Below are 22,391 nucleotides of genomic sequence, written 5' to 3' on the forward strand. Positions count from 1 at the left end.
AAATTCCTCCAATTTAATAGTATTTATGTTGAAAAGTAAGATAAACATCTTTAAAATGAGTATGAAGCTTTGTAGGAACATTTAAAAGGAGAGAAAAAAAAATGGCTAAATACACAATTGTTGATAAAGATACATGCATCGCTTGTGGCGCTTGCGGAGCCGCTGCACCAGATATTTATGATTATGATGATGAAGGTATTGCCTTCGTTATTTTAGATGATAACATGGGAACAGCTGAAGTTCCAGAAGATCTACTAGAAGACATGCAAGATGCTTTCGAAGGATGCCCTACTGACTCAATCAAAGTAGCAGACGAAACTTTCGATGGCGATTCTTTAAAATTCGAATAATTTTAAGTATCTTTAAAGGCATCCTTAACTGGGTGCCTTTATTTTTTTCCCTCGTTACAAACACCAAAATTAGATTGCATGTTAATTTTCTGGCTCATCACCATAACGTGTGGTTGTTTTCCGTTCCGACTGGGCGCTTTGTTGTTGCTGTCGCTACGCTTTCGCACAGATAAAACATTTGCTGCCGCTTCGCTTTCGCACAGAGCAAAGCTTCCTGGGGGCGTCGGGGCAACAGGATGTTGGTCACGAAGGCATTATCACAGGACGTGATGCTTTTAGCCTTCGTTCCCCTATTGCTAATCCCCAAGGAGTCGCCCAGTCGTAACGAAGATCAACTAATACTTGGCATATGTTTTAACAAATGTCACTCACAACTTTTGGCGATGAGCCAATTTTCTACATACGAATCACTTAGTAACAAATTCTTATACCATGTTTATTAATTTAAAAATCTTGCTGCAAAAAATAACATCTACCAAATTCGTCTCTAACATCCTATAGCAGAGACTTTTTTTGTACTTTTCAACGTAAAGTTGTTCACTCTTTTCATCTTGTTATTGCAACCATTTTTTATGTATGATAAGATTTTAGTAGTTGGTACTAATAACAGATATTATTTCATAAAGGGGTTCTTATTAGATGATGGATAATTTATTACAATTAAAAGATAAGAATATTGTCGTAATGGGCGTGGCAAACGATCGAAGTATTGCTTGGGGTATCGCAAAACGTTTATTTGACGTAGGTGCAAATGTTATTTTCACATATCGTCAAGAACGTTCATTAAAAAAATTACAAATGCAATTAGAGAAAATCGGACAATCCGATTCACTAATCGTACAATGTGATGTTAACAGCGACGAAAGCACAAAAGCTGCTTTCGATGAAATCGGTACAAAAGTAGGCGTTATCCATGGTATCGTGCACTCAGTAGCGTTTGCTAATGCAGAAGATTTACACAATCGCTTCTTAAATACAACTCGTGATGGCTATGCGTTTGCACAAGATACAAGTGCCTATTCGCTTATTTCAGCAACAAAGGCCGCACATCCATATATGACTGAAGGTGGTTCTATCGTAACAATGAGCTACTTAGGAGCAGAGCGTGTTCTTGATGGCTACAATGTTATGGGTGTAGCAAAAGCTGCATTAGAGGCATCTATGCGCTATCTTGCTGCAGATATTGGTAAAGATAATATTCGCGTTAATGCGATCTCAGCTGGAGCGATTCGCACACTTGCTGCAAAAGGTGTTCCTTCTTTCAATACAATTTTACACAAAATCGAAGAAACAGCTCCATTAAAACGTAATGTTCAACAAGATGAAGTGGCAGACATGACAATCGTGATGCTTTCTCACTTATCTCGCGGTGTAACAGGCGAAACGATTTACATCGACGCAGGCTACAATATTATGGGTTAAATGTAAAGAAGCATGGAAGATCAAAATTGATCTCTCATGCTTTTTTGTTTCGGATTTACAAATCTGTTATTTTAGTACCTTTGGAGCCGGATAATCAAAGCCCTTTGTATCTACTTCTACCTTTTTCATTTGCTGATCTTTTAATGGTTTATCTGCACCATCTCGTTCAGCAGCAGCGATAGCATCTACTGTTTCCATCCCCTCGATTACTTTCCCAAAGGCAGCATATTCGCCATCAAGCTGCGATGTATCCTTTACCATAATGAAAAATTGAGATCCCGCAGAATTCGGATCATTTGAACGAGCCATTGAAATAACACCGCGTTCATGCTTCAAATCATTTTTAAAATCATTTGATGAAAACTCACCTTCTATCGAGTAGTCTGGTCCACCCGTACCATTACCCGATGGATCTCCACCTTGAATCATAAAATCAGGAATAACTCGATGGAAAATAAGACCATCATAAAAACCTTTTTTAGCTAAGGAAATAAAATTAGCTACCGTATTCGGTGCTGTAGAAGGCTCTAATTCGATGACGATTTTTTTATCATCGTTCATCGTAATCGTCACAATTGGATTTTCCTTCACTTTTGATGAATAATCCGCATTTTCTTCCGATTTCTTTGTAGTATTTCCCTCCGATTGCTCACTTTCTTTAGCGGCTCCACAAGCTGTCAAAACTAAAACTACCGCCAGCAAAGCAAAGACCAAAGAAAATCCTTTATTACGTGCAAACATATTCTTTCAACTCCTCTTTATAACCAGTCTACTCATTATACTATCAGATAGTTTACGACAAATCATTTTTATATAATAGCTGATGAAGTTGTTATAGTTACATAAAATATAAAACTACCAAAATTGATAAATTTCTAGTGTCCTGTTACAATGCGTTGTTTAGCAATAACTCCCTTTAATAAAAAAGATAGCAAGCATGCTACGACTAAAAATACAGTAATCATACCAATAACGCCTGCCCAGCCGTAATGCATCCAGAATACCCCTCCTACCGTTCCTCCAACACTTGAACCAAAATAATAGAAAAATAAATAGAGAGAAGAAGCCTGCGCTTTATCATGAGTGGCTCGTTTACTAACCCAGCCACTGGCAATCGAGTGTGCCGCAAAAAAGCCAAATGTAAAAATTGTAATTCCTAAAATTTTCAAACTAAGTAACTCAATTAATGTGAAAATTGCCCCTGTAAACATGATGGCAATGGACAATAACAGCATCTTTTGACGGCCATATCGATCAGCTAGACTACCGAACCAAGCAGAGCTAAAAGTACCCACTAAGTAAATCACAAAAATCCAACCAACAATCGTAGCACTTAAATTATAAGGTGGCGCCATCAATTTAAAGCCAATGTAGTTATAAAGAGTTACAAAGCTCCCCATTAATACAAAGCCAATACCAAAAAGACAAAGCATGGATGGGTCCTTTAAATGTTGTAAAAGAGATGTCGCCAATGATTTCACCTGTAATGGACGAGCTATAAAATGCTTGGAGTTAGGAAGCATCCATATAAATAACACACTAATCATAATACTGATGACACCAAGTACAATCATCCCCACCTGCCAATTGTAAAGATCCGTTAATGTGCCTATAATAACTCGACCACTAAGCCCACCTACCGAATTCCCACTTATATATAAGCCCATTGCAATACCTAAACTAGATGGATCCACTTCCTCCCCTAAATAAGCCATCGCAATTGCTGGCAATCCTGCAAAAACAACGCCCTGTATAATACGTAACACTAAGATTGTTTCAAAATTAGGAGAAAAAGCAAGAGCAAGCGTAATAATAGATGCCGCAAAAATAGAAATGGTCATCAAAGATTTCCTGCCCCATGCCTCTGATAATGAGCCAACAATAATCATACTGATCGATAACGCAAAGGTTGTCACAGAAAGTGTTAAACTCGCAACTGCTGGTGATACATGAAATTCCTTCGCAAATGTTGGTAATAATGGCTGTGTTACATATAAGTTGGCGAAGGTAATAAAGCCCGCTAAAAATAAAGCCCAGTTTGCCTTATGGAATGCCTTAGTACCCTTTTGAATGTAATCCATTTCTCTCTCTCCTTAACGTACTTCCAATGCTACTATTATTCTAATACAATAATCTTCAAAACTCACGATTGTTTGTCAAAAAATAGACAAATTTGCCGCAGTTTGAATCATTGCCATAACGTGTTGTTGACTTCCGTTCCGACTAGGCGCTTTCCTGGGGGCATCCGATGAGCCGCTTCACTTGCGCTCCAAGGTCTCGGGCCAACACGATGTTGGTCACGAAGGCGTTATCACAGGATGTGATGCTTTTAGCCTTCGATCCTCTATTGCTAATCCCCAAGGAGTCGCCCAGTCGTAACGAAGATCAACCTATCTATATGGCATACGTTTTAACAAATGTCATCCACAACAATTGGTGATGAAGCTACTGTTTTTATTGTTGAATGCATTATTTATTTGATAATCTTCCCGTGACTGCAATTACATATCTTCAAATAAATATCTATTTTGAATTGGCAAATATTGTGTTACAGTGAAAGTAATCATCTAGCAATCTTTGCAATATGAGCTCCGATGACTAAACCTATTTTCGTTGCATAGACTTGGAGGAATTTTTATGAAGATTATTGAAGCTTTGGCTCTTTCAGCACCCTATATCCACCTTGCATTAAAGGAAGAAGCAATCGTGGCTGTCATTGAGAAGGAAAGTGAAACAGTTGTAAATTATTTAGCTGGCAACCGTGTAGATTCAGGCTATCTAAATGGACAAAAGGTAAATGCTAATGACCAAAATGTTTTCATTGCCTTCAATGGAAAAAATGCTGATGTCGTTATACCAGAGGATGTATACGGAGTGGCCATCAATGCTTTTTCATTTCCAATCCGTGAAAATGGCAAAGTCGTAGGAGCCCTAGCATTTGGACTGCCAATCGACAATGAACTTAAACTCGAGGAATATATAGGCACAATGGATAGCATTGTAAACAGCCTACAGGACAAAGTACATACTATTGCCTCACATTCAGAGGAATTATCAGCAACTAGTGAGGAAATTAACAAACAAGCACAGCACGCACTTGAAGATTCTGAGAAGACAAATGAAGTAACAGATTTAATAAAAAGCATTTCTCGCCAAACAAATTTACTCGGCTTAAATGCATCTATTGAGGCAGCCCGTGCGGGGCAGCATGGCGCTGGCTTTAACATCGTAGCGCAGGAAGTTAGAAAGCTCTCTTTCGAAACATCCAGCGCCACTGAAAACATTGAATCATCCCTTCGAAATATAAATAGAAACCTTGACAACCTGAAGCAAAATATGGGGCAAATCAATGACGCTACAAATGAACAGGCTCAACTCGTTCAAGATTTCAGTGAAATTATTGAGGAGTTAACAGTTCTTAGTCATGAAATGAAGGGCTTTATGCACGATGCCTTAAAATAATAAAGAGGTGAAAAACAATGCAAATTACAATTAATCCTGAACTATCCTTACGTACTATCGAATTAGAAGATGCAAATGCTGTTTTTACCTTAACTGATGTATCACGAGCATCTTTACGTGAATGGTTGCCGTGGCTGGATTTTACAAAGGAAGTAGCCGATACAACGGCATATATAGAAGGCTGTATAAAAGGACAAGAAGCTAAAAGTAGCCTCTCACTTGTCATCATTTTTCGAAATGAAATAGTAGGCATTGCTGGATTTAATACGATTAATCATAGCAATAAAATTGCAGCGATTGGCTATTGGCTCAGTGAAGGAGCTCAAGGACATGGTATTATGACAAAGACCGTACAGGCGTTATTACAATATGCATTTGGGGATTTACAGCTCAATAAGGTGGAAATTCGCGCTGCTGAGGGCAACACAAAAAGCCGTGCCATCCCTGAGCGTCTAGGCTTTACAAAAGAGGGAACGATCCGTGCGGCAGAATGGCTTTATGATCATTATGTCGACCATGTTGCTTACGGTATGCTCGCTAGTGAGTGGAAACAAATTAAAGAAAAATAAAAGCTTCTCAAAAAATAGCCGCCCGATATTACAAATATCAGGCGGCTAAAATTTTATTTTTGTTCAACTGTTTCTTTTATCTCTTCTTGCGTTTCATGAGCTGTAGCTTGCGCTTGCTTTCCTAAGCCTACTGCTATTTGCTCTAGCTCAGGACGCAATGTATGCTTCCCTGCATAGCTTTCAATTAGTTCTTTAACGTCAATCCCTGAAGTTTCCTTCAACGATTCCTGTAATGTTGACATTAAATTAGTTGCGTAGGCAGTTACTTTATTGGCACCGCCGCTTCCTTCCCCACTGCCAGTATCAACAACAGTAATCTTATCAATATTGCCAAGCGGACTCGCAAGCTCTTTCGCATATTCAGGCATCATACGTACAATCATATCAAGAACAGCTGCTTGACCATAGTATTCGAAAGCTTCCGCAATTTTACGTTTTGCTTCAGCTTCTGCTAGACCGCGAAGACGAATAATATCAGCATCCGTTTCCCCTTTTGCACGCTCAGCATCCGCTTTCGCAAGACCGTCCAAGCGAATTTTCTCTGCTTCGGCTTGCGCTAATGATTCGATACGGTATTTCTCCGCATCTGCCTGTGCTAGTTCACGCATTTTAGCCGCAGCTGCATTTTGTTCGATAGCGTAACGATCAGCGTCAGCCTTTTTCTTAACTTCTGAATCATATTGCTTCTCACGACGTAAAATCTCTTTTTCTTCTAATTCAATTTGCTTTTGACGTTCGATAATGCGAATTTGCATTTCCTGTTCTGTTACTTCTTGTTTTGCACGAGCCGTTTCAAGTTCATATGCTTGGTCTGCACGAGCTTTTGCAATATCCTGCTCACGGCGATAATCAGCTACTTTTAATTGATTATCCTTTTCCGCTTCTGCAATTTCTGTCGCACGTTCTAACTCTGCTTTTTGTGCTTCTTTCGATGCTTCAGCACGTTTAATACGTGTTTCCTTTTCAGCATCTGCAGTAGCAATATCCGCATCACGTTTTACTTGTGCAATACGTGGTTTACCAAGCGAGTCTAAGTAGCCATTTTTATCGCGCACGTCTTTAATCGTAAAGGAAACGATTATTAGACCCATCTTCGCCAAGTCCAGGGATGCAACACGTTGCACTTCCTGAGAAAATTTATCACGGTTTTTATAAATTTCCTCAACCGTCATCGAACCTAAAATTGAACGTAAATGACCTTCTAACACTTCGCGCGCCTCATTTTCACGCTCATCCTTTTGCTTCCCTAAAAACTGTTCTGCTGCCGTTGCAATTTCAGAAATAGAGCCACCAATTTTAATGATAGCTGTTCCATCAGCCATTACCGGTACACCTTGTTCCGTATAAACCTCAGGTGTAGTCACATCAAGCTTACTAGATAATAAGCTTAATGGCCGTGCTTGCTGGAAAATTGGGTATACGAATGTACCGCCACCACGGATAATTTTTATCCGATTTCCTGACTCATCTTTATGTACATTTTTTGAGCCAAGATAGCTACCTGTCACAATCAGTGCTTCATCAGGACCCGCTGTACGATACTTTGTCACATACAGTGCAACTAGTGCAATTAAAACAAAGGCTACAATCCCTATAACAATTAAAATCTCCATTGACATATTTATATCGCTCCTTTAGGAAAATTTTTTATCATAAGATCTCACAAAAAGTGTTCCTTCCTTCACTTCAACAACAAGTACCGTCGTATCGTAATCGATAGCCTCATTGTCAAAACCTGTTGCTCGCTTCGAAATCATTCCGCTAGTCGTTTCAATTACTACCTCTCCAAAACCATCTATCGGGATTGGGATAATGACCTTTCCCAACTGGCCACCAAGCGATTCTTCCGTATAAGCTAAAGAAACATCAGCCGATCGTAGCGGAACAAGAACAAATAAATAAAATAATGCACTTAAAATAGCTCCGATGATACAAGCAGCAACAATGTTCCAAACGCTAGGGAAGAAGGATAATTTTTCTAAAATAAACCCTGTTGCTGACATCAACGTAATGAAAGATAGAATGACACTCGGATTAAAAATCGGTAACCCCTCTCCAATGCCCTCGACAGCATCACCAAAAAACATAATTAAAAGAGTTGCAAGACCACCGAAAATTAATACCACTAAAAAGATCTGTTCGAGTGAATAGCCAAATAGCGTCAAGTTGTTCACCCCTTTTCATTGTATTACCTACTATACGGATACAACCCACAGAAAGTTTCGTAATTTTTCATATTTTCTTAATTTTGAATGATAGGTTTATCAAATATACCTCAGATAAATGAGGACCAACATGATATCAATCATTTCAGTAATGCCATAGGACGTGGCGTTTTTACGAATAAAAAAGCATGTCACTGATGGGGCTTTATTTAGAAGCTCCTATCGGCAGGCATGCTTTACTATATTCTAGTATATTTAATGTGGTTAAAGAACCCTGTAATTTGAGAGTCAAACAATGCTCACCAACTCAAATACCCGACCATTCGACACAAAAGTATTTGGTTTAGGTAAAACGTACAAGCAACATAAATCTGTTTGCATATAGTGTCAATATATAATAGAAAGGGTGTGTATCGTGGGGAACGAACATAAAAATTTTCAAAGGATCAAGTTCAAGTTTAAATCAAATCCAAGTTGTCGTTGTCATGATTGCGGTTTTTGTCCTCCTTGTCGTTGTAAGCCACCATTTATACCTGAACCACCAATTCCACCACCGTGTCATTTTTTAGTGTACGTTACAGACGCTGGTCAGTTAGCTACTCCTGATAATATGGTATCAGTAATTGATACGGCGACCAATACAATAGTCGCTACTATTCCAGTAGGAACAGCTCCACTAGAAGTAGCGATTACACCAAATGGAGCGTTTGGTTATGTTCCAGCTCTCTTCTCGGATAATGTAACGGTTTTTGATACTACAACAAATGGGGTAGTCACTACCATTCCATTGGCAGTAGGATCTCAACCTCTTGGTGTAGCGGTTTCACCAAATGGAACACTTGTTTATGTATCAAATCATGGAATTGGAGCTAACTCTGTATCTGTCATAAGTACAGCTACAAATACCGTAACCGCTACTATTGGAGTTGGGCTTCAACCTCAAGGTATAGCTTTTACTCCGAATAGTGCGTTTGCTTACGTTGCAAATGAAAACTCAAATTCAGTATCCGTTATAAATACTGCTACAAATTCCGTAGTTGCTACTATCACTAATATAATGGGAATTGGTATTCGCCCAAGATCAATCGTTATCACACCGAACGGACAATTTGCTTACGTTACAAATGAAAATAGTAACACTGTATCTGTAATTAATACTGCAACAAATACGGTAGTTGATGTAATTAATGTTGGAACAGGACCTGTGGGAACAGCTATTACACCTGATGGAACACTTGTTTACATTGTCAATAAAGGTGGTAATACTGTATCTGTCATAAATACAGCTACAAATACGGTGATTGCTACAATCCCTGTAGGGTTATCACCTGACCAAGTAACCATCTTGCCGGATGAATCACTTGCATATGTCACAAATCAACTTGACAATACTGTGTCCGTCATAGATATAGCAACAGAAACAGTAATCGATACAATCCCAGGGTTTAACGGTCCTACTGGTATAAAAACCGGGACAATTTGCATGATTTCGGGGCTCTAATAATAGGCACCTCCACTAGTTCATCTGCATAAAAACAGACATACTTTCTATTGCCATTTGGTTAATTGAAGTATGTCTGTTCTATTTTGTTATGAAGTTAGTCTACCTTAAAATGTTTGACGTAGAACTTGTGACCATACAATTTGTTTCACCTAGCGATTAATGGTTCCTTGCTGTTCACTGCCTTCTAAATATATGGGTAGTTCCGTGCTATTGAAAATAGGACTAAAAGTGGGGCTAGCTCATAGCTACCCCCACTCAACCCGCATTATATAGCCATTAACAAAGCCTTTAGGATTCTAATACATTTAAAATAGCATCAAGATCATTGACAGCAATATCCAGGCGTTCCTTTGCCTCGATATTTTGCTGTTTTAATTGATTAAACTCTAGTAAATTTTTCTCATGCTTTAACTTGATAGAAGACAAGCGTTCAATTCGTGACTCTACCTTTTCAATAGCTTGCTCACAAACTGCTGTCCATAGCTTTTCTGCTTGCTGCATTTCAGTCGTTGATGGGTTGTGTTGACGCATAATTCGTGCATATACAGCTTCAATTTGTTCTATTAATTCTGAATAAAAATGTCGCTCAACACGAGTAGTCTGGAAAGTTGGATGCTCTACCTCTTTTGCATATGGGGTAATTTGACGTAGTAGCTTTCCAGCATTTTCTCCAAAACCATGTGATAAATTTAATACATTCATTAACTGTAAAAGTAAACGAATTTCTTCTAGATTAATAAGCTGTGAATCGATGCTTTCCTTTAGCTTTAAGGATTCTATATAGCGTCGATCAAAGTGCTCAATTTCACCGTTGCGCTGTTCTACTAAATGATCACTTGCATTGTCTTTTAAGCTTTTAATATAGCGAATGGCGTGGCTTCTTAGCTCTTCCATCGACAGCAAGTTGTCATTGTCTTGTTGTGGCTTTCCTCGTTGAACATACGCAAATGCATCCATTTTTTTTGGCCATTGTGCTGCTGAGGTTTCTTCTGAGACATTATAGCGTATATAAATTCCGTGCATTCCATATCCTCCAAGTCCATTAAACAAGTATCTCTAAAGACAATAAATCGAATACGCCATTTTTTCAAGTAAAAAACTTTTAAAGTTTAAAAATCCTTCTTTCGAACAATTATTCAAAAATTCCGAGTAGTCGTTCCTATTCAGGATTGCTATATTTATTTAACGGGCGATTTTACCACTTTATCCTTTACTAGCTTGTTTTCACATAGTTTCAAACATATTTCACGTCTAAAATAAGCAAAATTGTCTCCTCCCAAAAATAGCTCTTTCCTTGCACCACTTATAGACATTCACTAAGTGATCCTAAAATAGATTCTAGCATTTTTATTTTTCATCCTAATTAGGCATCTTGTCGTATTTGATGAATGCTTTTTCCTTCAGTAAAGGCATGAATTGATTTTAATTTACCTATTGATTTGAAATTTGCCTTGTCATAGACCTTCGCAACCTGTTCATTGATTGGCAAGATCCAGAGATACTCTAACCCTTGCTTTACTGACTCTTGCTGAATATGCTGCAGAATATACCCAATCAAACCTCGTCCTCGGTAACTTTCAATCGTCGCTACACTCTCAACTCTCCCTTGTTTCCCTGAGATGAAAATATTGGCAGTACAGCAAGCTTTGCCATCCACTCTTAATAAATAATACGTAAAATGCGGAGAATGATAGGTTTGTTCAAAGGCTTTTTCAATTAATGCAGGCTCCCCAAATGTAGCAATACTCATTTCTACGGCTAATGCTTCCTCCTTATTGGCATCTGTTACACGTTCAATTTGTATGGTTGGATTATGTGATAATTGCGCGTATTCACCATTCCAACACTGTACATCATCTGTAAAACATTCATATTGAAAGCCATGGATTTCTAATGCTTCTATACAAGACTGATTTTCCTCAACATTGTATAAATACAATCTAGGGATAAGTGATTTCGACTGATAGAAATTCTTGATTTTCTTTAAAAACATATCCGGCTCGGTAATCTTCCTCCATATATGTGCATGATTGGCGTCGTAATAGGTTGGCATTTCCTTATTGTAAAAAAATACGCCTTCATTATATGTTTCCATCTCACTAAAACTTTTAATATAATCAATATCTAGCTGCATGATATGCTCAATTTTATGCATGCTCTGTTCCTCCTTCAACCCATTTTTCATATAAATCTTCTAGCTGCTGTTCAAGCTTATGACGTTGCTCCTTAGCAAGTGTAGACTCCTTTAATTTCATTTCGAGCTTTTCAATTTGTTCTTCAATGGGTATCTCTTTTTTAGTCACGTAGATCTTTTCAAGAGCTTCTTTTATTACTGGTTCTGTTACTATTTCTAAGCGTTTTTGTCTTGCCCACTCATAATCACCTTCAAACACTTGAATCGATTCATGCTCAATCCATGCAACTTTTGTAAAAATCTTTTGTAAAAAATAACGGTCATGCGAAACACCAATAATAGTCCCTTCAAAGGATTCCAGTGTATCCTCCAATACCTCTCTCGCTTCAATGTCTAAATGGTTGGTCGGCTCATCCAGCATCAATAAATTAATATCCTCATGCATTAACTGTGCTAGACGTAAGCGCATTTTCTCACCGCCACTTAAATCCTTCACTTTTTTAAAGACGTCATAGCCATAAAATAAAAACTGAGCAAGAATATGACGTGCTTCAGCCTCTGACACAGAGACGCTCTCACGGAAGGCATCTATTAAACGAATGGCAGGATTTTTATGTTCAAACTGTTGCGATAAGTAGCCAATTTTAACACTGCTGCCGACATTGCAAACACCTTCATTCGGTTCTACTTCACCTAGCATCATTTTTAATAACGTTGATTTCCCACTGCCATTGCCACCCACAATCGCCAGTCGTTCTTCGAAGTAAACCGCTAAATCACTTTCCTTAAATAATGGTTTTTCAAATGCATGGCTAATGCCCTTCATTTGTACAACCTCTTTACCACTACGCTCAGCCATTGTTAAAGCTAAATTCATTTTCTTTTTCGTAGTAGGCTTCTTCACACGCTCTATACGGGCCAGTGCTTTTTCCATACTTTTAGCACGTCGATGCAAGCCAGCATTTGGCGGATTCGCTTCATTTGCCCATTGCTTTAAACGTTTTATTGTTTCCTGCATTTTTTTAATTTTCTTTTGCTGTTCTTCGTATTCAGCAAACTGCTGTTCTACTTTAGCTTCTTTTTGTGCTACAAATGCATCGTAATTGCCAATATACGTAAATGCCTCTCCATCCTCAATCTCAATTATTTTGTGAGCCATCTGATTCATAAATTGGCGATCATGCGATACTACAATAACAATTCCCGCAAAGTTTCGGACATAATTTTCTAGCCATTCTATTGCCTGCATATCTAAATGGTTCGTCGGTTCATCTAATAGCAAAATAGAAGGGTTACTTAACAGGATTTGCCCAAGCATCACCTTTGTTTTCTCCCCGCCACTTAAACTACTAAAAGGCTGCTCAAGTAATGGTGTAATACCTAGGCCGTTTGCAATCATCGCTAATTGCGCATCCATTTCATAGCCACCCTGCAGCATAAACTGTTCCTGTACATGACCATATTGCTGAAGTACCTTTTCTGTTACAGCTAACTGCATTTCCTGCTCAAGCTTTGTCATTTTTGCCTTTATTGCATAGATTTCAGCAAATGCTTCCTCCAGCACTTCCTTCACAGATAACGTGGGATAATGCGGAATTTGATGTAAATAACCAATTGTCGCTTCCTTGCTTTTTATGATTCGCCCCTTATCCGGTGTATCCAAACCAGCTAGTAACTGTAATAAAGTTGTTTTCCCGCTGCCATTCACGCCAACAATGGTAACATGCTCCCCTGTATTTACTTCTAATTGAAGCCCTTCGAATAAAACATTTCCACCAATAATTTTTTCTATTTGTTCAGCTTTAATTTGCATCGTTTTTTCCTCCATTGAAACGTGCGAAAAACATCTATAGACACAAAAAAGACTGCTCGATTAACAAGCAGTCTTTTCCTCATTAGTTTGTGAAAAAGAATGGTTAATCCGCTACGTTTGATATTTGATTTTGCTTAAAAATGGACAGACCTATCCCGTTGTTCGCAAAATCGAAAGTAATCACACGTGCAAAATACATAGCTGTATCTACGTTTACACATGTTTTCGTAGCGTTTTTATTCATTCCTTTTCACCTCCGTTCATAATCGTTAGTTTTATAATACCATAATTCCGATAAATTGGAAAATGGAAAATTTTCAGAGGTGTAAGAAAATTGTTTCGGATGTACTTTTTAATAAAATGTAGATAAAGAATCTATATTTAATCAGGATGAAATTATTATCATTTTTATAACAATGGATACAAAAAACGATAGTAATTTTTTTATATAATAATAGATAAATGATATATAATGAAAAATACTTTGAATTATTAATTTAAATATACATAATTTAATATGAAAAGAGGTGTGAAGTTATAATTTACAATATTTCCGGAGCAGTATTTGCATCTTTTTTCATAGTAATGGCATGTGTCAAAGTTAGAAAAAAGGGTTGGTCATTTCTCCTCATCGGTATCGGTTTAGCAATTAATGCTTTAGTTGCTCCAATTTCATTCGGTTTGAGTTTTATGGCAAAAGAAGTAGAAGGAGGAGGACTCCTTGACCAAATTCTACTCTTTTTACTTTGCCAATCCATTCCATTACTAATACTTTTTATATGTGTTTTAGTGTATCTTATAATAAAAAGGTGTCAATCAAACTAAATGAGTTTGGATTAATAGCGATTTTCACAGCTAATATGCAAGAATTGGCGAGTAGCGCAAGCACACTGAAACATATTGCCAGTAAAAATGCGAAGGCTATTCAGAAATAGTATCCACGCTATTGCTGATCAAACAATTTACTGACCTTAATTGATTAATTAAAGCAGCACGTGCTTGAAAGTATGGTAAGGGCTTTGCGGTTCGAAGGATTGTTCAATAGGGTAATATCTAATGGGCAATCTTTTTTATTCGTCATACCCCTTATGACGGTATATCTTTTAAGGCTATCGGTACTGCTATGCCCCATTACCTACACAAAATGCTTTTAACACGATCATTTCCTCATTTGATTCATTATTAAAATGAGTAGCTATAAAATTGAAAAAGTGCGAGCTCTAGTACAAAGACTTATGTACTAGAGCTCGCACGCTTATGTTCCAATAATCAATTATTATGGCTGTAAGTTAAATGATGTATTGTTCTTGTACCATAAACTTATTGTAATACATATAAAAATTAATGCACCGACAGCTGTAATCCCAAAGAATACATTCCCTCCATCGGTTGTAGAGTTAAGAAATATACCACTACTAACAATACCTACACAACTTATAATTCCTGACAAGATAATTGCCAGCTGACGATTTAGTTGGTAAATGAAAACAATAAGTACTGCAAAAATATAGAGAACACTTACTGTCATAATAGTCGGGAAAAATGGTTGAAATTTAGCCGCATAGACAATGTAATCAAGCTGGTTAATATCCTGGCCACTGATTATCTCATTATTAAATAACTGAGAAAATGGTGTTGAATACTTCCATTCAAACGGATTATCTATGATTCCACTTCCCTCATACCAAGAGATAGCTGTTGACATCAGTAATGTCAAGAAACCAAGAATTAGTTGTATCACATATTTAAACAACGTTCTTCTCCCTTCACCCTTTGAAGTTAAAGACGTTACAATAAGTTTTATAGTTCCAAAAAAATCAAACCATGGAAATTCTAACAAGTATCGAGCTATGAAATCCAGAGAAACTACAGTATTTAATATTCTTATTTTTCACTAAAAGACAGTGAAATACACCTACATTTCTAGGTTTTCACTTTTTTCACAAACACTTTCACAAACGGTACGAGGAAAACGGATACGACCAGCACGCGGAATAGCTGAAATGCTGTGACGATCGTGACATTTGCATGTACGGAAGCGGCAATAATCCCCATTTGATCAAGCCCGCCTGGTACGATACTTAAAAAGCCTGTTTTAAAATCAAGGCTGTATAAACTCTTCATAATAAAGGTTAAGCCATAAGCTGCGCCAATAAAGATACCCGCCGATACAAATGCGTAAAACACATGCTTCTTCGATAAATGTAGATCGTCTTTTTTCAATAAAAGTCCGATGTAAATTCCAAGCATTAGTTGCGCAATATGAAGTAGTGACAATGGCAATTTCGGTACATCAATCCCTGCTATATTGATACCCATCAATAAAAACACGGGACCAAGCATATAGCCTGTCGGAATTTTCACCTTTTGCGCCAGCCACCCCGCTACTCCACACACAGCAAGTAAAGCTACTAAGCTCCATGTATACGCTCCATTGACAACTACACCAGTTCCCCCAGAGCTTGACACCATTAATGGCACAAAGCCGACGATTAAAAGAACCCGTAATATTTGGAAGAACGTAATGACGACCATATCCATATCCCCCTGCTCCTCGGCAAAGGCAACAACCTGTGACATGCCACCAGGTACACAGCATGTCAATGCTGTCGCAAAATCTAAATCCGCACGTCTGGCAACTAAATAACTAACACCAAAAAACAATACAATAAATAATACGTTTAAAACAATCATACTTCCTATAAATTGTTTAATATCCTGTACCGCTTCTGGCGTAAACGCAAAACCAATGGAATAGCCCGCAACAATTAATCCAAAATTACGGAAATATTTATGCCATTTCAATTGTACTTTTGTTGATAACTGAATAATAAGCACCGCCGCTATAGCTCCAAGAAACCACGGCATTGGAATATGTAATACATTAAATAAAATTGCACCTGTTAACCCTATACATAATGTAATGAACATGTGCTTGTCAAAAATAAACATAGAAGCAACCCCTCATGATTGTATGATTCTATTATGCCGTGAACATGCCTATTTTTCTACTTCATCACTTTTTTTCAAAGTCATATATCGTTCGAATTGAACCTGTTATCTACAAAATTTAACCTCTTATCCAATATTTTCTCCAAGCCAAAATTTTCTATGCTACATTATTATTACCTGATTCAGTGTTTCTCCGAACGGAGATATGTAAAGGAGGCCTCCAATGAAAATTCATTTAACAATCAATAGTGAGCTAGAAGAAACTGAGGTTCATATACATGCAAAGGAATATAACGAGCAAATTGAACGACTGATGAAGCAACTACAAACTTCACAAACGACAATGTTAGATGGCTACTTTCAGCAGGAAATTCATATGCTAAAAATTTCAGATATTTACTCCATTTACGCAGAGGGTGCAAAAGTATTTTTGCAGACGGAGGAACAGGAATTCGAAACGAAGCGTAAATTATATGAGCTAGAAGCACAATTAGCGAAAGACTTTGCCAGAGTCAGCAAATCGACACTCGTCAATATTAACAAAATTGCCTCTATTCAAATGGGTAAAATCGGTACAACAGAACTGATTTTAGAAAACGATGTGTCCGTCCATGTTAGCCGGAAATATTTAAAAGAACTAAAACACCACTTAGGGATTGGGAGGGACTCATAATATGAAATTTATTCGCATGATGATTATTGGAATACTCATATCACTTAGCTCTTCCTACATCTTAGTAACATTAAGTGTCGTATCTAATAACGCTGTGATGTCAGGGCCGGAGTTACTTGAACAAATTATCATCGCCGCTATACTTGGAGCTGTAATAGGTCTACTATCCATGATCTTTGACATTGAGCGTTTACCTTTTATTGTTCAGTTTATTTTACATGTAATTGCAGTTACGCTGTGTGTGTTGATTGCAGGCTATTTCGGGCGCTGGTTTGAACATTCAAGCATTACGTCTATTTTTATAAGTGAAGCTATTATTTTCTTTTTTGCTTGGTGCATTATTTATGTTATCCAAAAAAATGATATTGCAAAAATCAATCAACACATTCAAAAAAGAAAGGAATAAAACAATATGGCCTTTGCTATACAAGTTGAAAATCTATGTAAGAAATATGGGGATCATCAGGCAGTAAAAGGTATTTCATTTACGGTTGAGCAAGGTTCCCTCTTCGCCTTTTTAGGTGCAAATGGTGCCGGGAAATCAACGACCATTGAAATACTTTGTACATTATTAAAAAAATCAAACGGTACTGTAAACATTAATGGTTACACACTTGATGCAAGCAATGACAATGCGGAAATTCGAAAATCCATTGGTGTCGTATTTCAGCAAAGTTTACTAGATGAACGATTAACGGTGCAGGAAAATATACTTCATCGTGGTAAAACATATGGTTTATCAAAAAAACAATTAACCGATAATTATCAATTTGTTTCAACATACTTGCATTTAGAAGATATAGAAAAGCGAAAATATGGAACATTATCAGGTGGTCAAAAAAGGCGTGCTGATATTGCTCGAGCCCTTATCCATCGACCAAAAATATTGTTTTTAGATGAACCAACAACTGGACTTGATCCACAAACGCGTCAATTCGTTTGGCAGGCCATTAAACAACTTCAGCTCGAAACAAACATGACTGTTTTTTTAACAACGCATTATATGGAAGAAGCGGCTGTCGCTCATCAAGTCATCGTCTTAAAAGAAGGAGAAATTGTTGCTGAAGGGACACCTGATGAACTTAAAACAAAATACGCCTATGATTCAATGGCACTTGTTTTTCATAATAGTTCAGAAGGGATACAGTGGCTCGAGGAAAATGCTATCTCCTATACAGAAAAGTTAGGTATTTTCTCCATCCGAGTCGACTCGACACTTCATGCTTTAACGCTATTAAAAAAAGCGGAGTCGCTTATTGCTTCATTTGAAGTCATCAAAGGTACGATGGATGATGTCTTTCTTCATATTATGGCCGAGGGAGGCGCAGCTTAATGGAAGCATTATTTAGCTTAGTAAAACGAAATAACAAGGTTTTTAGACGTGATAAAACACAAGTCTTCTACTCGCTTCTTTCTGTCATTATTGTCATTGTGCTTTACGCAGTATTTCTTCAAAAATCACAAGTAAGTGCAATTGAAGCAGTGACAAAGGCTACTCCAGCTTTGGTAACGATGGTCAATGAATGGATTGTCGCTGGTTTACTATCTATGATAGCTGTTACTTCTACACTTGCTGCGTATAGCATTGCTGTTAGGGACCTTGAATCAAAAGCGCAAGCTGATTTTCTAACAGCACCCATCTCGCGAACAACCATCCAATTTAGCTATGTATTAAATGCCTTTATCATTGGCTGTATCTTTTCCTTTATCGCCCTTATTGGCTGTGAAATTTTTATCGCATCAACTGGCGGTCAGCTACTAAGCTTTGGGGATTTCATGAAAGTAGTAGGCTTACTATTTTTATCTGTGTTACTTGCCAGTGTTTTCAATCTCTTCCTAGTGTTACTTGCTAACACCCAACATTCATTTTCAACTCTCAGTACAATCGTCGGTACAGCACTCGGTTTCTTATGTGGTGTTTATGTACCTGTTGGTGCACTTCCAAGCTTTGCTCAAAATGTTATTATGTATTTCCCTATCAGCCATACAACTTTACTATTACGCAATGCCTTTATGGAGAGCTCAATTTCCAAGGTTTTCGAAGGTGCGCCTGCTTCACAGGTGGAAGATTATAAAATAATGTATGGGATTGTCTATGACCTTCATGGAAATATACTGAGTACCTCAACTAGCTCTATCATTATTTTTGTCACAATTATTGTGCTAGCGATCTTATCAATCATTATTTTTAAAAAGAAAAATAAATAAACATTTTCACACATCGTTTATAAAACGATGTGTTTTTTATTGATTTTATTCAAACAATTTGTTATTTTAATAATAAATAAGCAAACAAAATTACAAATGGTTTGTTTTTTAGGAGGATTTTCAATGGATGTAAATGAATTGTTTTGGCAAGCTTCAATCCATGACATAAAAAAGGGCTACAATGCTGAAGCAACACACTTCTCTTGTTTGCTTTGCGGGAAAAAAATTGAAAAGGGTATTATTTATCCACTTGAGGGCGTTCTCTACGAGGCAGAAAAATTTATGCAACATCATATTACTGCAGCGCATCAATCAGTATTTCATTATTTAAATGGCCTTCATAAAAAAATGACAGGACTAACTGATCATCAAAGTCATATTTTACGCTTATTTTATGAGGGAAAAACCGATCAAGAAATTAAAGAAGAGTTGGAAATTGGTAGTGCAACAACGATACGCCACCATCGCTTTACTCTTAAAGAAAAGGAACGTCAAGCGAAAACGTTTCTTGCAATGATGGAACTATTAAAAGAACAAAATGAAAAGGAAGACAGTTTTGTACCTATTCATAAAACGGCTACGATGGTCGACGATCGCTATAATATTACGATTTCTGAAGAACAGCAATTACTTGAAAAGTACTTTCCAAACGGTATAGGCAAAGAGCTTGCCCGCTTCCCAAAACGTGAAAAACATAAAATTGTGATACTCCGTGCAATCACAAAACTTTTCGATGAAACAAAACAGTATTCAGAAAAAGAATTAAACGAAATAATCCAACCGATATATGAGGACTATGTGCAAATACGTCGCTATTTAATCGAATACGGCTTCATGGATCGAAAAGAGGATGGCAGTACTTACTGGATAAAAAAATAAGAAAGAAGGATTTCCGATGGACCATAAAAAAGAATTAAAGGAAATGTACAAAGAAATAAAAATCGAAGCTGGTGTTTTCACAATGACCAATAAACAAAATGATAAAGTGTTTGTTGGCAGTTTCAATAATTTAAAACGCTTAAACGGCTTTCAGTTTATGTTAAAAACAAATACACATACTAATAAAGAGCTACAAGCCGATTACAACGCACTCGGCAAAGACGCTTTTGATATTGAAGTTGTGGAATATTTAAAGAAAAAAGAAGAGGGTTATTTCGATCCCAAAAAAGAGCTAGAAAAATTAGAACAAAAATGGCTCGACAAGCTTCAGCCATTTGGTGAACGTGGGTATAACTAGGCATAGAGCTAAAAAAAGAATCTGTTTTCTTCGCGATTAAGCTGGAGAAACTTGCAGATTCTTTTTTAATTTCTTATATTGTGTCGTTTCGGCGGGGATTCACTACTTTCGGGTATTTCTTTCGTGGTAGGGCATATACGAGTTGGATCTGAGCAGTTTTCCCTTGCACCCGAGCAGTTCCTTGCTGACCCGAGCAGTTTTCTCTTGGACCTAAGTATTTCTTCGCTAATTCTACTCCTGCATCTTTGCGTGGGACTTACATTGACGCACTAGTATTCATCCTACTAGTTCTCTCATCTTATTTCTTCCTGTAAAAGAATTTCCTGCTGAGCTTTTTTTGTTAACTTTCCGAAAACTAGCTCATAAGAATGTTTGATTAATTTTTCAACTAAATCCATAGGTACATCATCTACATCCATATAAATTGAATTCCAATGTGTTTTATTCATATAGTAACCTGGAATTATACCTTCATAGGCTTCTCTCAACTCTTCAGCTCGATTAGGTTCACATTTCAAAGTAAGTACCGGTCTTCCAGTAGCATCGCCGCCCATCATCCCATACATTTTACCCCCAATATGATAGCGATCAGCATGCCATTCTTCTTTGTAATCATATGTTGTTCCACGAAGCTTTAGGCAATATGTGTGAATTGTTTCTTTGTTCATTATTATTTAACCCCTTCCCCTCTAAAAATCAATTATGCCTCGGCATAATTGCGTCCGGAATCGGCTTTGTGCTTAGGCCTGCTGAGGGCCGACACGATGTCGGTCATTTCGGTAATGCCACAGGACGTGGCGTTTTTACCGATGCAGGTCAGTAAGCCGTTATCGCACGGATGCGATGATTTTAGGCTAACATCCCCTAAGAACTCCTTTCCGATTCCGTGACATCAGCCGGAGGCTTTAACTTCTTTCAGCAGGTGTTCAATCACCTGCTGAAAGAAATTAAAAACACACGTTCGATTATATTCATTATAATCAAAAACGTGTGTAGAAGGAATAATTATTTATTTTTGCAAGACACTCAGTTTTTTAACCCTTTATCCAGGACACCCTTTACTTTACACCTCTATCAAACATGCCAATGACCTCGGTAGTTTGCAATATATTGACAAAGGCTTTGGCATCTGTTTCCTTTATCATACCTTTTACTTCAGCAAGCTGATAGCGCGTAATGACGGTAATTAAAACTTTTCGTCCTTCCCCTGAATAAGCACCCTTCGCATCCATAATAGTTACACCTCGATGAAGCCTTTTCAGTAGCTGCTGTTTAACTTCCTCACCCTTGCTCGTAATAATCATCAGTGTCAATTTAATATGACTCGTATGAATCGTGTCAACAACCTTCCCTGTAGCGTAAATCGATACAAGCGTCAGTAATGCGGCATCCCAGCTAAAAACGAACCCGGAGATAGCTACAACGATACCGTTCATCGCAGAGATTAATGTACCTAGTGGAAAATCTCGTTTACGACTTAACAGCATCGCTATAATATCAAAACCTCCAGAAGAACCTGCCGCACGAAAAATCATGCCCATCCCTAGGCCCACAATAACACCACCAAATAACGAGGCAAGAATAGGGTCTTGTGTAGCTTTATGGATTGGAATAATATACAAACTCGCTGACAAGACAACTACTGAAAGAATGGTATATCCAATAAATCGCTTCCCAAGCTTCAAAACCCCTATAATAAGCAAGGGCAAATTCAACAGTAAATTTATAACTCCTGTATTTAAAGGTGTAATAATACCAAGCATGATAGCAATCCCGCTTAATCCCCCACTTAAAATCTCATGTGGAATTAACAAAAAATTGTAGGCAAAGGCGACTAATATCGATGAAAGTGTAATAACGACAATATTACGCATAACAATTCCCCTATCATTAACGAACAGT

24 protein-coding genes are annotated in these 22,391 nt (G+C 37.5%); 11 read left to right on the forward strand and 13 right to left on the reverse strand.

Going from position 1 to position 22,391, the window contains the following annotated elements; all coding sequences use genetic code 11:
* The first annotated feature begins 101 nt into the window (after window positions 1-101).
* Entirely contained in the window at window positions 102-350 is a 249-nt protein-coding gene (locus ACQKMI_RS06670; protein WP_004232564.1) for a ferredoxin, read from the forward strand.
* Between the two features lie 639 nt (window positions 351-989).
* Window positions 990-1,772, forward strand: coding sequence for an enoyl-ACP reductase FabI (locus ACQKMI_RS06675; RefSeq protein WP_427487850.1), 783 nt, complete (start codon window positions 990-992; stop codon window positions 1,770-1,772).
* Window positions 1,773-1,838: 66 nt separating this feature from the next.
* Here ACQKMI_RS06675 and ACQKMI_RS06680 read toward each other — a convergent pair whose 3' ends face one another.
* Both ACQKMI_RS06680 and ACQKMI_RS06685 read right to left on the reverse strand, forming a co-directional pair.
* Window positions 1,839-2,513 (reverse strand): peptidylprolyl isomerase, encoded by a 675-nt coding sequence (locus ACQKMI_RS06680; RefSeq protein WP_427487851.1) that lies wholly within the window; start codon window positions 2,511-2,513, stop codon window positions 1,839-1,841.
* Between the two features lie 134 nt (window positions 2,514-2,647).
* Window positions 2,648-3,853 (reverse strand): MFS transporter, encoded by a 1,206-nt coding sequence (locus tag ACQKMI_RS06685; protein ID WP_427487852.1) that lies wholly within the window; start codon window positions 3,851-3,853, stop codon window positions 2,648-2,650.
* Between the two features lie 556 nt (window positions 3,854-4,409).
* Between ACQKMI_RS06685 and ACQKMI_RS06690 the strand changes: the two genes are divergently transcribed.
* Window positions 4,410-5,234, forward strand: coding sequence for a methyl-accepting chemotaxis protein (locus ACQKMI_RS06690; RefSeq protein WP_427487853.1), 825 nt, complete (start codon window positions 4,410-4,412; stop codon window positions 5,232-5,234).
* Window positions 5,235-5,251: 17 nt separating this feature from the next.
* Entirely contained in the window at window positions 5,252-5,803 is a 552-nt protein-coding gene (locus tag ACQKMI_RS06695) for a GNAT family N-acetyltransferase (RefSeq protein WP_427487854.1), read from the forward strand.
* A gap of 53 nt (window positions 5,804-5,856) precedes the next feature.
* On the opposite strand, the gene ACQKMI_RS06700 is transcribed toward ACQKMI_RS06695, so the two are convergent.
* Together ACQKMI_RS06700 and ACQKMI_RS06705 are read right to left on the reverse strand one after the other, a co-directional pair.
* A complete protein-coding gene (locus tag ACQKMI_RS06700; RefSeq protein WP_427487855.1) occupies window positions 5,857-7,422 on the reverse strand; it encodes a flotillin family protein in 1,566 nt (521 codons plus the stop codon).
* Window positions 7,423-7,437: 15 nt separating this feature from the next.
* The gene (locus tag ACQKMI_RS06705) at window positions 7,438-7,968 is read right to left on the reverse strand and encodes a hypothetical protein (RefSeq protein WP_427487856.1); all 531 of its coding nucleotides are present in this window, start codon (window positions 7,966-7,968) and stop codon (window positions 7,438-7,440) included.
* A gap of 568 nt (window positions 7,969-8,536) precedes the next feature.
* Between ACQKMI_RS06705 and ACQKMI_RS06710 the strand changes: the two genes are divergently transcribed.
* Window positions 8,537-9,469, forward strand: coding sequence for a beta-propeller fold lactonase family protein (locus tag ACQKMI_RS06710; RefSeq protein WP_427487857.1), 933 nt, complete (start codon window positions 8,537-8,539; stop codon window positions 9,467-9,469).
* A gap of 291 nt (window positions 9,470-9,760) precedes the next feature.
* Here ACQKMI_RS06710 and ACQKMI_RS06715 read toward each other — a convergent pair whose 3' ends face one another.
* The 7 genes from ACQKMI_RS06715 to ACQKMI_RS06745 all read right to left on the reverse strand — a co-directional run bounded on the left by ACQKMI_RS06715 (window position 9,761) and on the right by ACQKMI_RS06745 (window position 16,371).
* Window positions 9,761-10,495: a hypothetical protein gene (locus tag ACQKMI_RS06715; protein ID WP_323649358.1), complete on the reverse strand. Its 735-nt coding sequence runs from the start codon at window positions 10,493-10,495 to the stop codon at window positions 9,761-9,763.
* Window positions 10,496-10,835: 340 nt separating this feature from the next.
* Window positions 10,836-11,627 carry a GNAT family N-acetyltransferase gene (locus tag ACQKMI_RS06720; protein ID WP_427487858.1) on the reverse strand — a complete coding sequence of 264 codons (792 nt, stop codon included), beginning with the start codon at window positions 11,625-11,627 and terminating at the stop codon, window positions 10,836-10,838.
* Window positions 11,620-13,419, reverse strand: a complete 1,800-nt coding sequence (gene abc-f, locus ACQKMI_RS06725) for a ribosomal protection-like ABC-F family protein (protein WP_427487859.1) — start codon at window positions 13,417-13,419, stop codon at window positions 11,620-11,622. Before abc-f ends, ACQKMI_RS06720 begins: the two co-directional genes overlap by 8 nt.
* Before the next feature lie 103 nt (window positions 13,420-13,522).
* A complete protein-coding gene (locus tag ACQKMI_RS06730; protein WP_427487860.1) occupies window positions 13,523-13,663 on the reverse strand; it encodes an RAxF-45 family protein in 141 nt (46 codons plus the stop codon).
* A 298-nt stretch (window positions 13,664-13,961) separates the two neighbouring features.
* Window positions 13,962-14,177 carry a hypothetical protein gene (locus ACQKMI_RS06735; RefSeq protein WP_427487861.1) on the reverse strand — a complete coding sequence of 72 codons (216 nt, stop codon included), beginning with the start codon at window positions 14,175-14,177 and terminating at the stop codon, window positions 13,962-13,964.
* Between the two features lie 518 nt (window positions 14,178-14,695).
* The gene (locus ACQKMI_RS06740) at window positions 14,696-15,160 is read right to left on the reverse strand and encodes a YjdJ family protein (protein WP_427487862.1); all 465 of its coding nucleotides are present in this window, start codon (window positions 15,158-15,160) and stop codon (window positions 14,696-14,698) included.
* A 182-nt stretch (window positions 15,161-15,342) separates the two neighbouring features.
* Window positions 15,343-16,371: an AbrB family transcriptional regulator gene (locus ACQKMI_RS06745; RefSeq protein WP_427487863.1), complete on the reverse strand. Its 1,029-nt coding sequence runs from the start codon at window positions 16,369-16,371 to the stop codon at window positions 15,343-15,345.
* A gap of 223 nt (window positions 16,372-16,594) precedes the next feature.
* Here ACQKMI_RS06745 and ACQKMI_RS06750 point away from each other — a divergent pair, with 223 nt between their 5' ends.
* The 6 genes from ACQKMI_RS06750 to ACQKMI_RS06775 all read left to right on the forward strand — a co-directional run bounded on the left by ACQKMI_RS06750 (window position 16,595) and on the right by ACQKMI_RS06775 (window position 20,489).
* Window positions 16,595-17,044, forward strand: coding sequence for a LytTR family DNA-binding domain-containing protein (locus ACQKMI_RS06750; protein ID WP_427487864.1), 450 nt, complete (start codon window positions 16,595-16,597; stop codon window positions 17,042-17,044).
* Between the two features lies 1 nt (window position 17,045).
* Window positions 17,046-17,450 carry a DUF3021 domain-containing protein gene (locus tag ACQKMI_RS06755; RefSeq protein WP_427487865.1) on the forward strand — a complete coding sequence of 135 codons (405 nt, stop codon included), beginning with the start codon at window positions 17,046-17,048 and terminating at the stop codon, window positions 17,448-17,450.
* Window positions 17,451-17,456: 6 nt separating this feature from the next.
* Window positions 17,457-18,377, forward strand: a complete 921-nt coding sequence (locus ACQKMI_RS06760) for an ATP-binding cassette domain-containing protein (protein WP_427487866.1) — start codon at window positions 17,457-17,459, stop codon at window positions 18,375-18,377.
* Complete coding sequence (locus tag ACQKMI_RS06765; protein ID WP_427487867.1) at window positions 18,377-19,252, forward strand: ABC transporter permease; 876 nt, start codon at window positions 18,377-18,379, stop codon at window positions 19,250-19,252. Before ACQKMI_RS06760 ends, ACQKMI_RS06765 begins: the two co-directional genes overlap by 1 nt.
* A 123-nt stretch (window positions 19,253-19,375) precedes the next feature.
* Window positions 19,376-20,131 (forward strand): DUF2087 domain-containing protein, encoded by a 756-nt coding sequence (locus tag ACQKMI_RS06770; protein WP_427487868.1) that lies wholly within the window; start codon window positions 19,376-19,378, stop codon window positions 20,129-20,131.
* A gap of 16 nt (window positions 20,132-20,147) precedes the next feature.
* Complete coding sequence (locus ACQKMI_RS06775) at window positions 20,148-20,489, forward strand: GIY-YIG nuclease family protein (protein WP_427487869.1); 342 nt, start codon at window positions 20,148-20,150, stop codon at window positions 20,487-20,489.
* A 293-nt stretch (window positions 20,490-20,782) separates the two neighbouring features.
* Here the strand turns inward: ACQKMI_RS06775 and ACQKMI_RS06780 are convergent, their stop codons facing one another.
* Together ACQKMI_RS06780 and ACQKMI_RS06785 are read right to left on the reverse strand one after the other, a co-directional pair.
* Complete coding sequence (locus ACQKMI_RS06780; RefSeq protein WP_427487870.1) at window positions 20,783-21,157, reverse strand: MmcQ/YjbR family DNA-binding protein; 375 nt, start codon at window positions 21,155-21,157, stop codon at window positions 20,783-20,785.
* A gap of 390 nt (window positions 21,158-21,547) precedes the next feature.
* The gene (locus ACQKMI_RS06785; protein ID WP_427487871.1) at window positions 21,548-22,363 is read right to left on the reverse strand and encodes a YitT family protein; all 816 of its coding nucleotides are present in this window, start codon (window positions 22,361-22,363) and stop codon (window positions 21,548-21,550) included.
* Between the last annotated feature and the right edge of the window lie 28 nt (window positions 22,364-22,391).

Origin of the sequence: Lysinibacillus sp. NPDC097214 (assembly GCF_050277945.1) — a bacterium.
GTDB lineage: Bacteria > Bacillota > Bacilli > Bacillales_A > Planococcaceae > Lysinibacillus > Lysinibacillus xylanilyticus_B.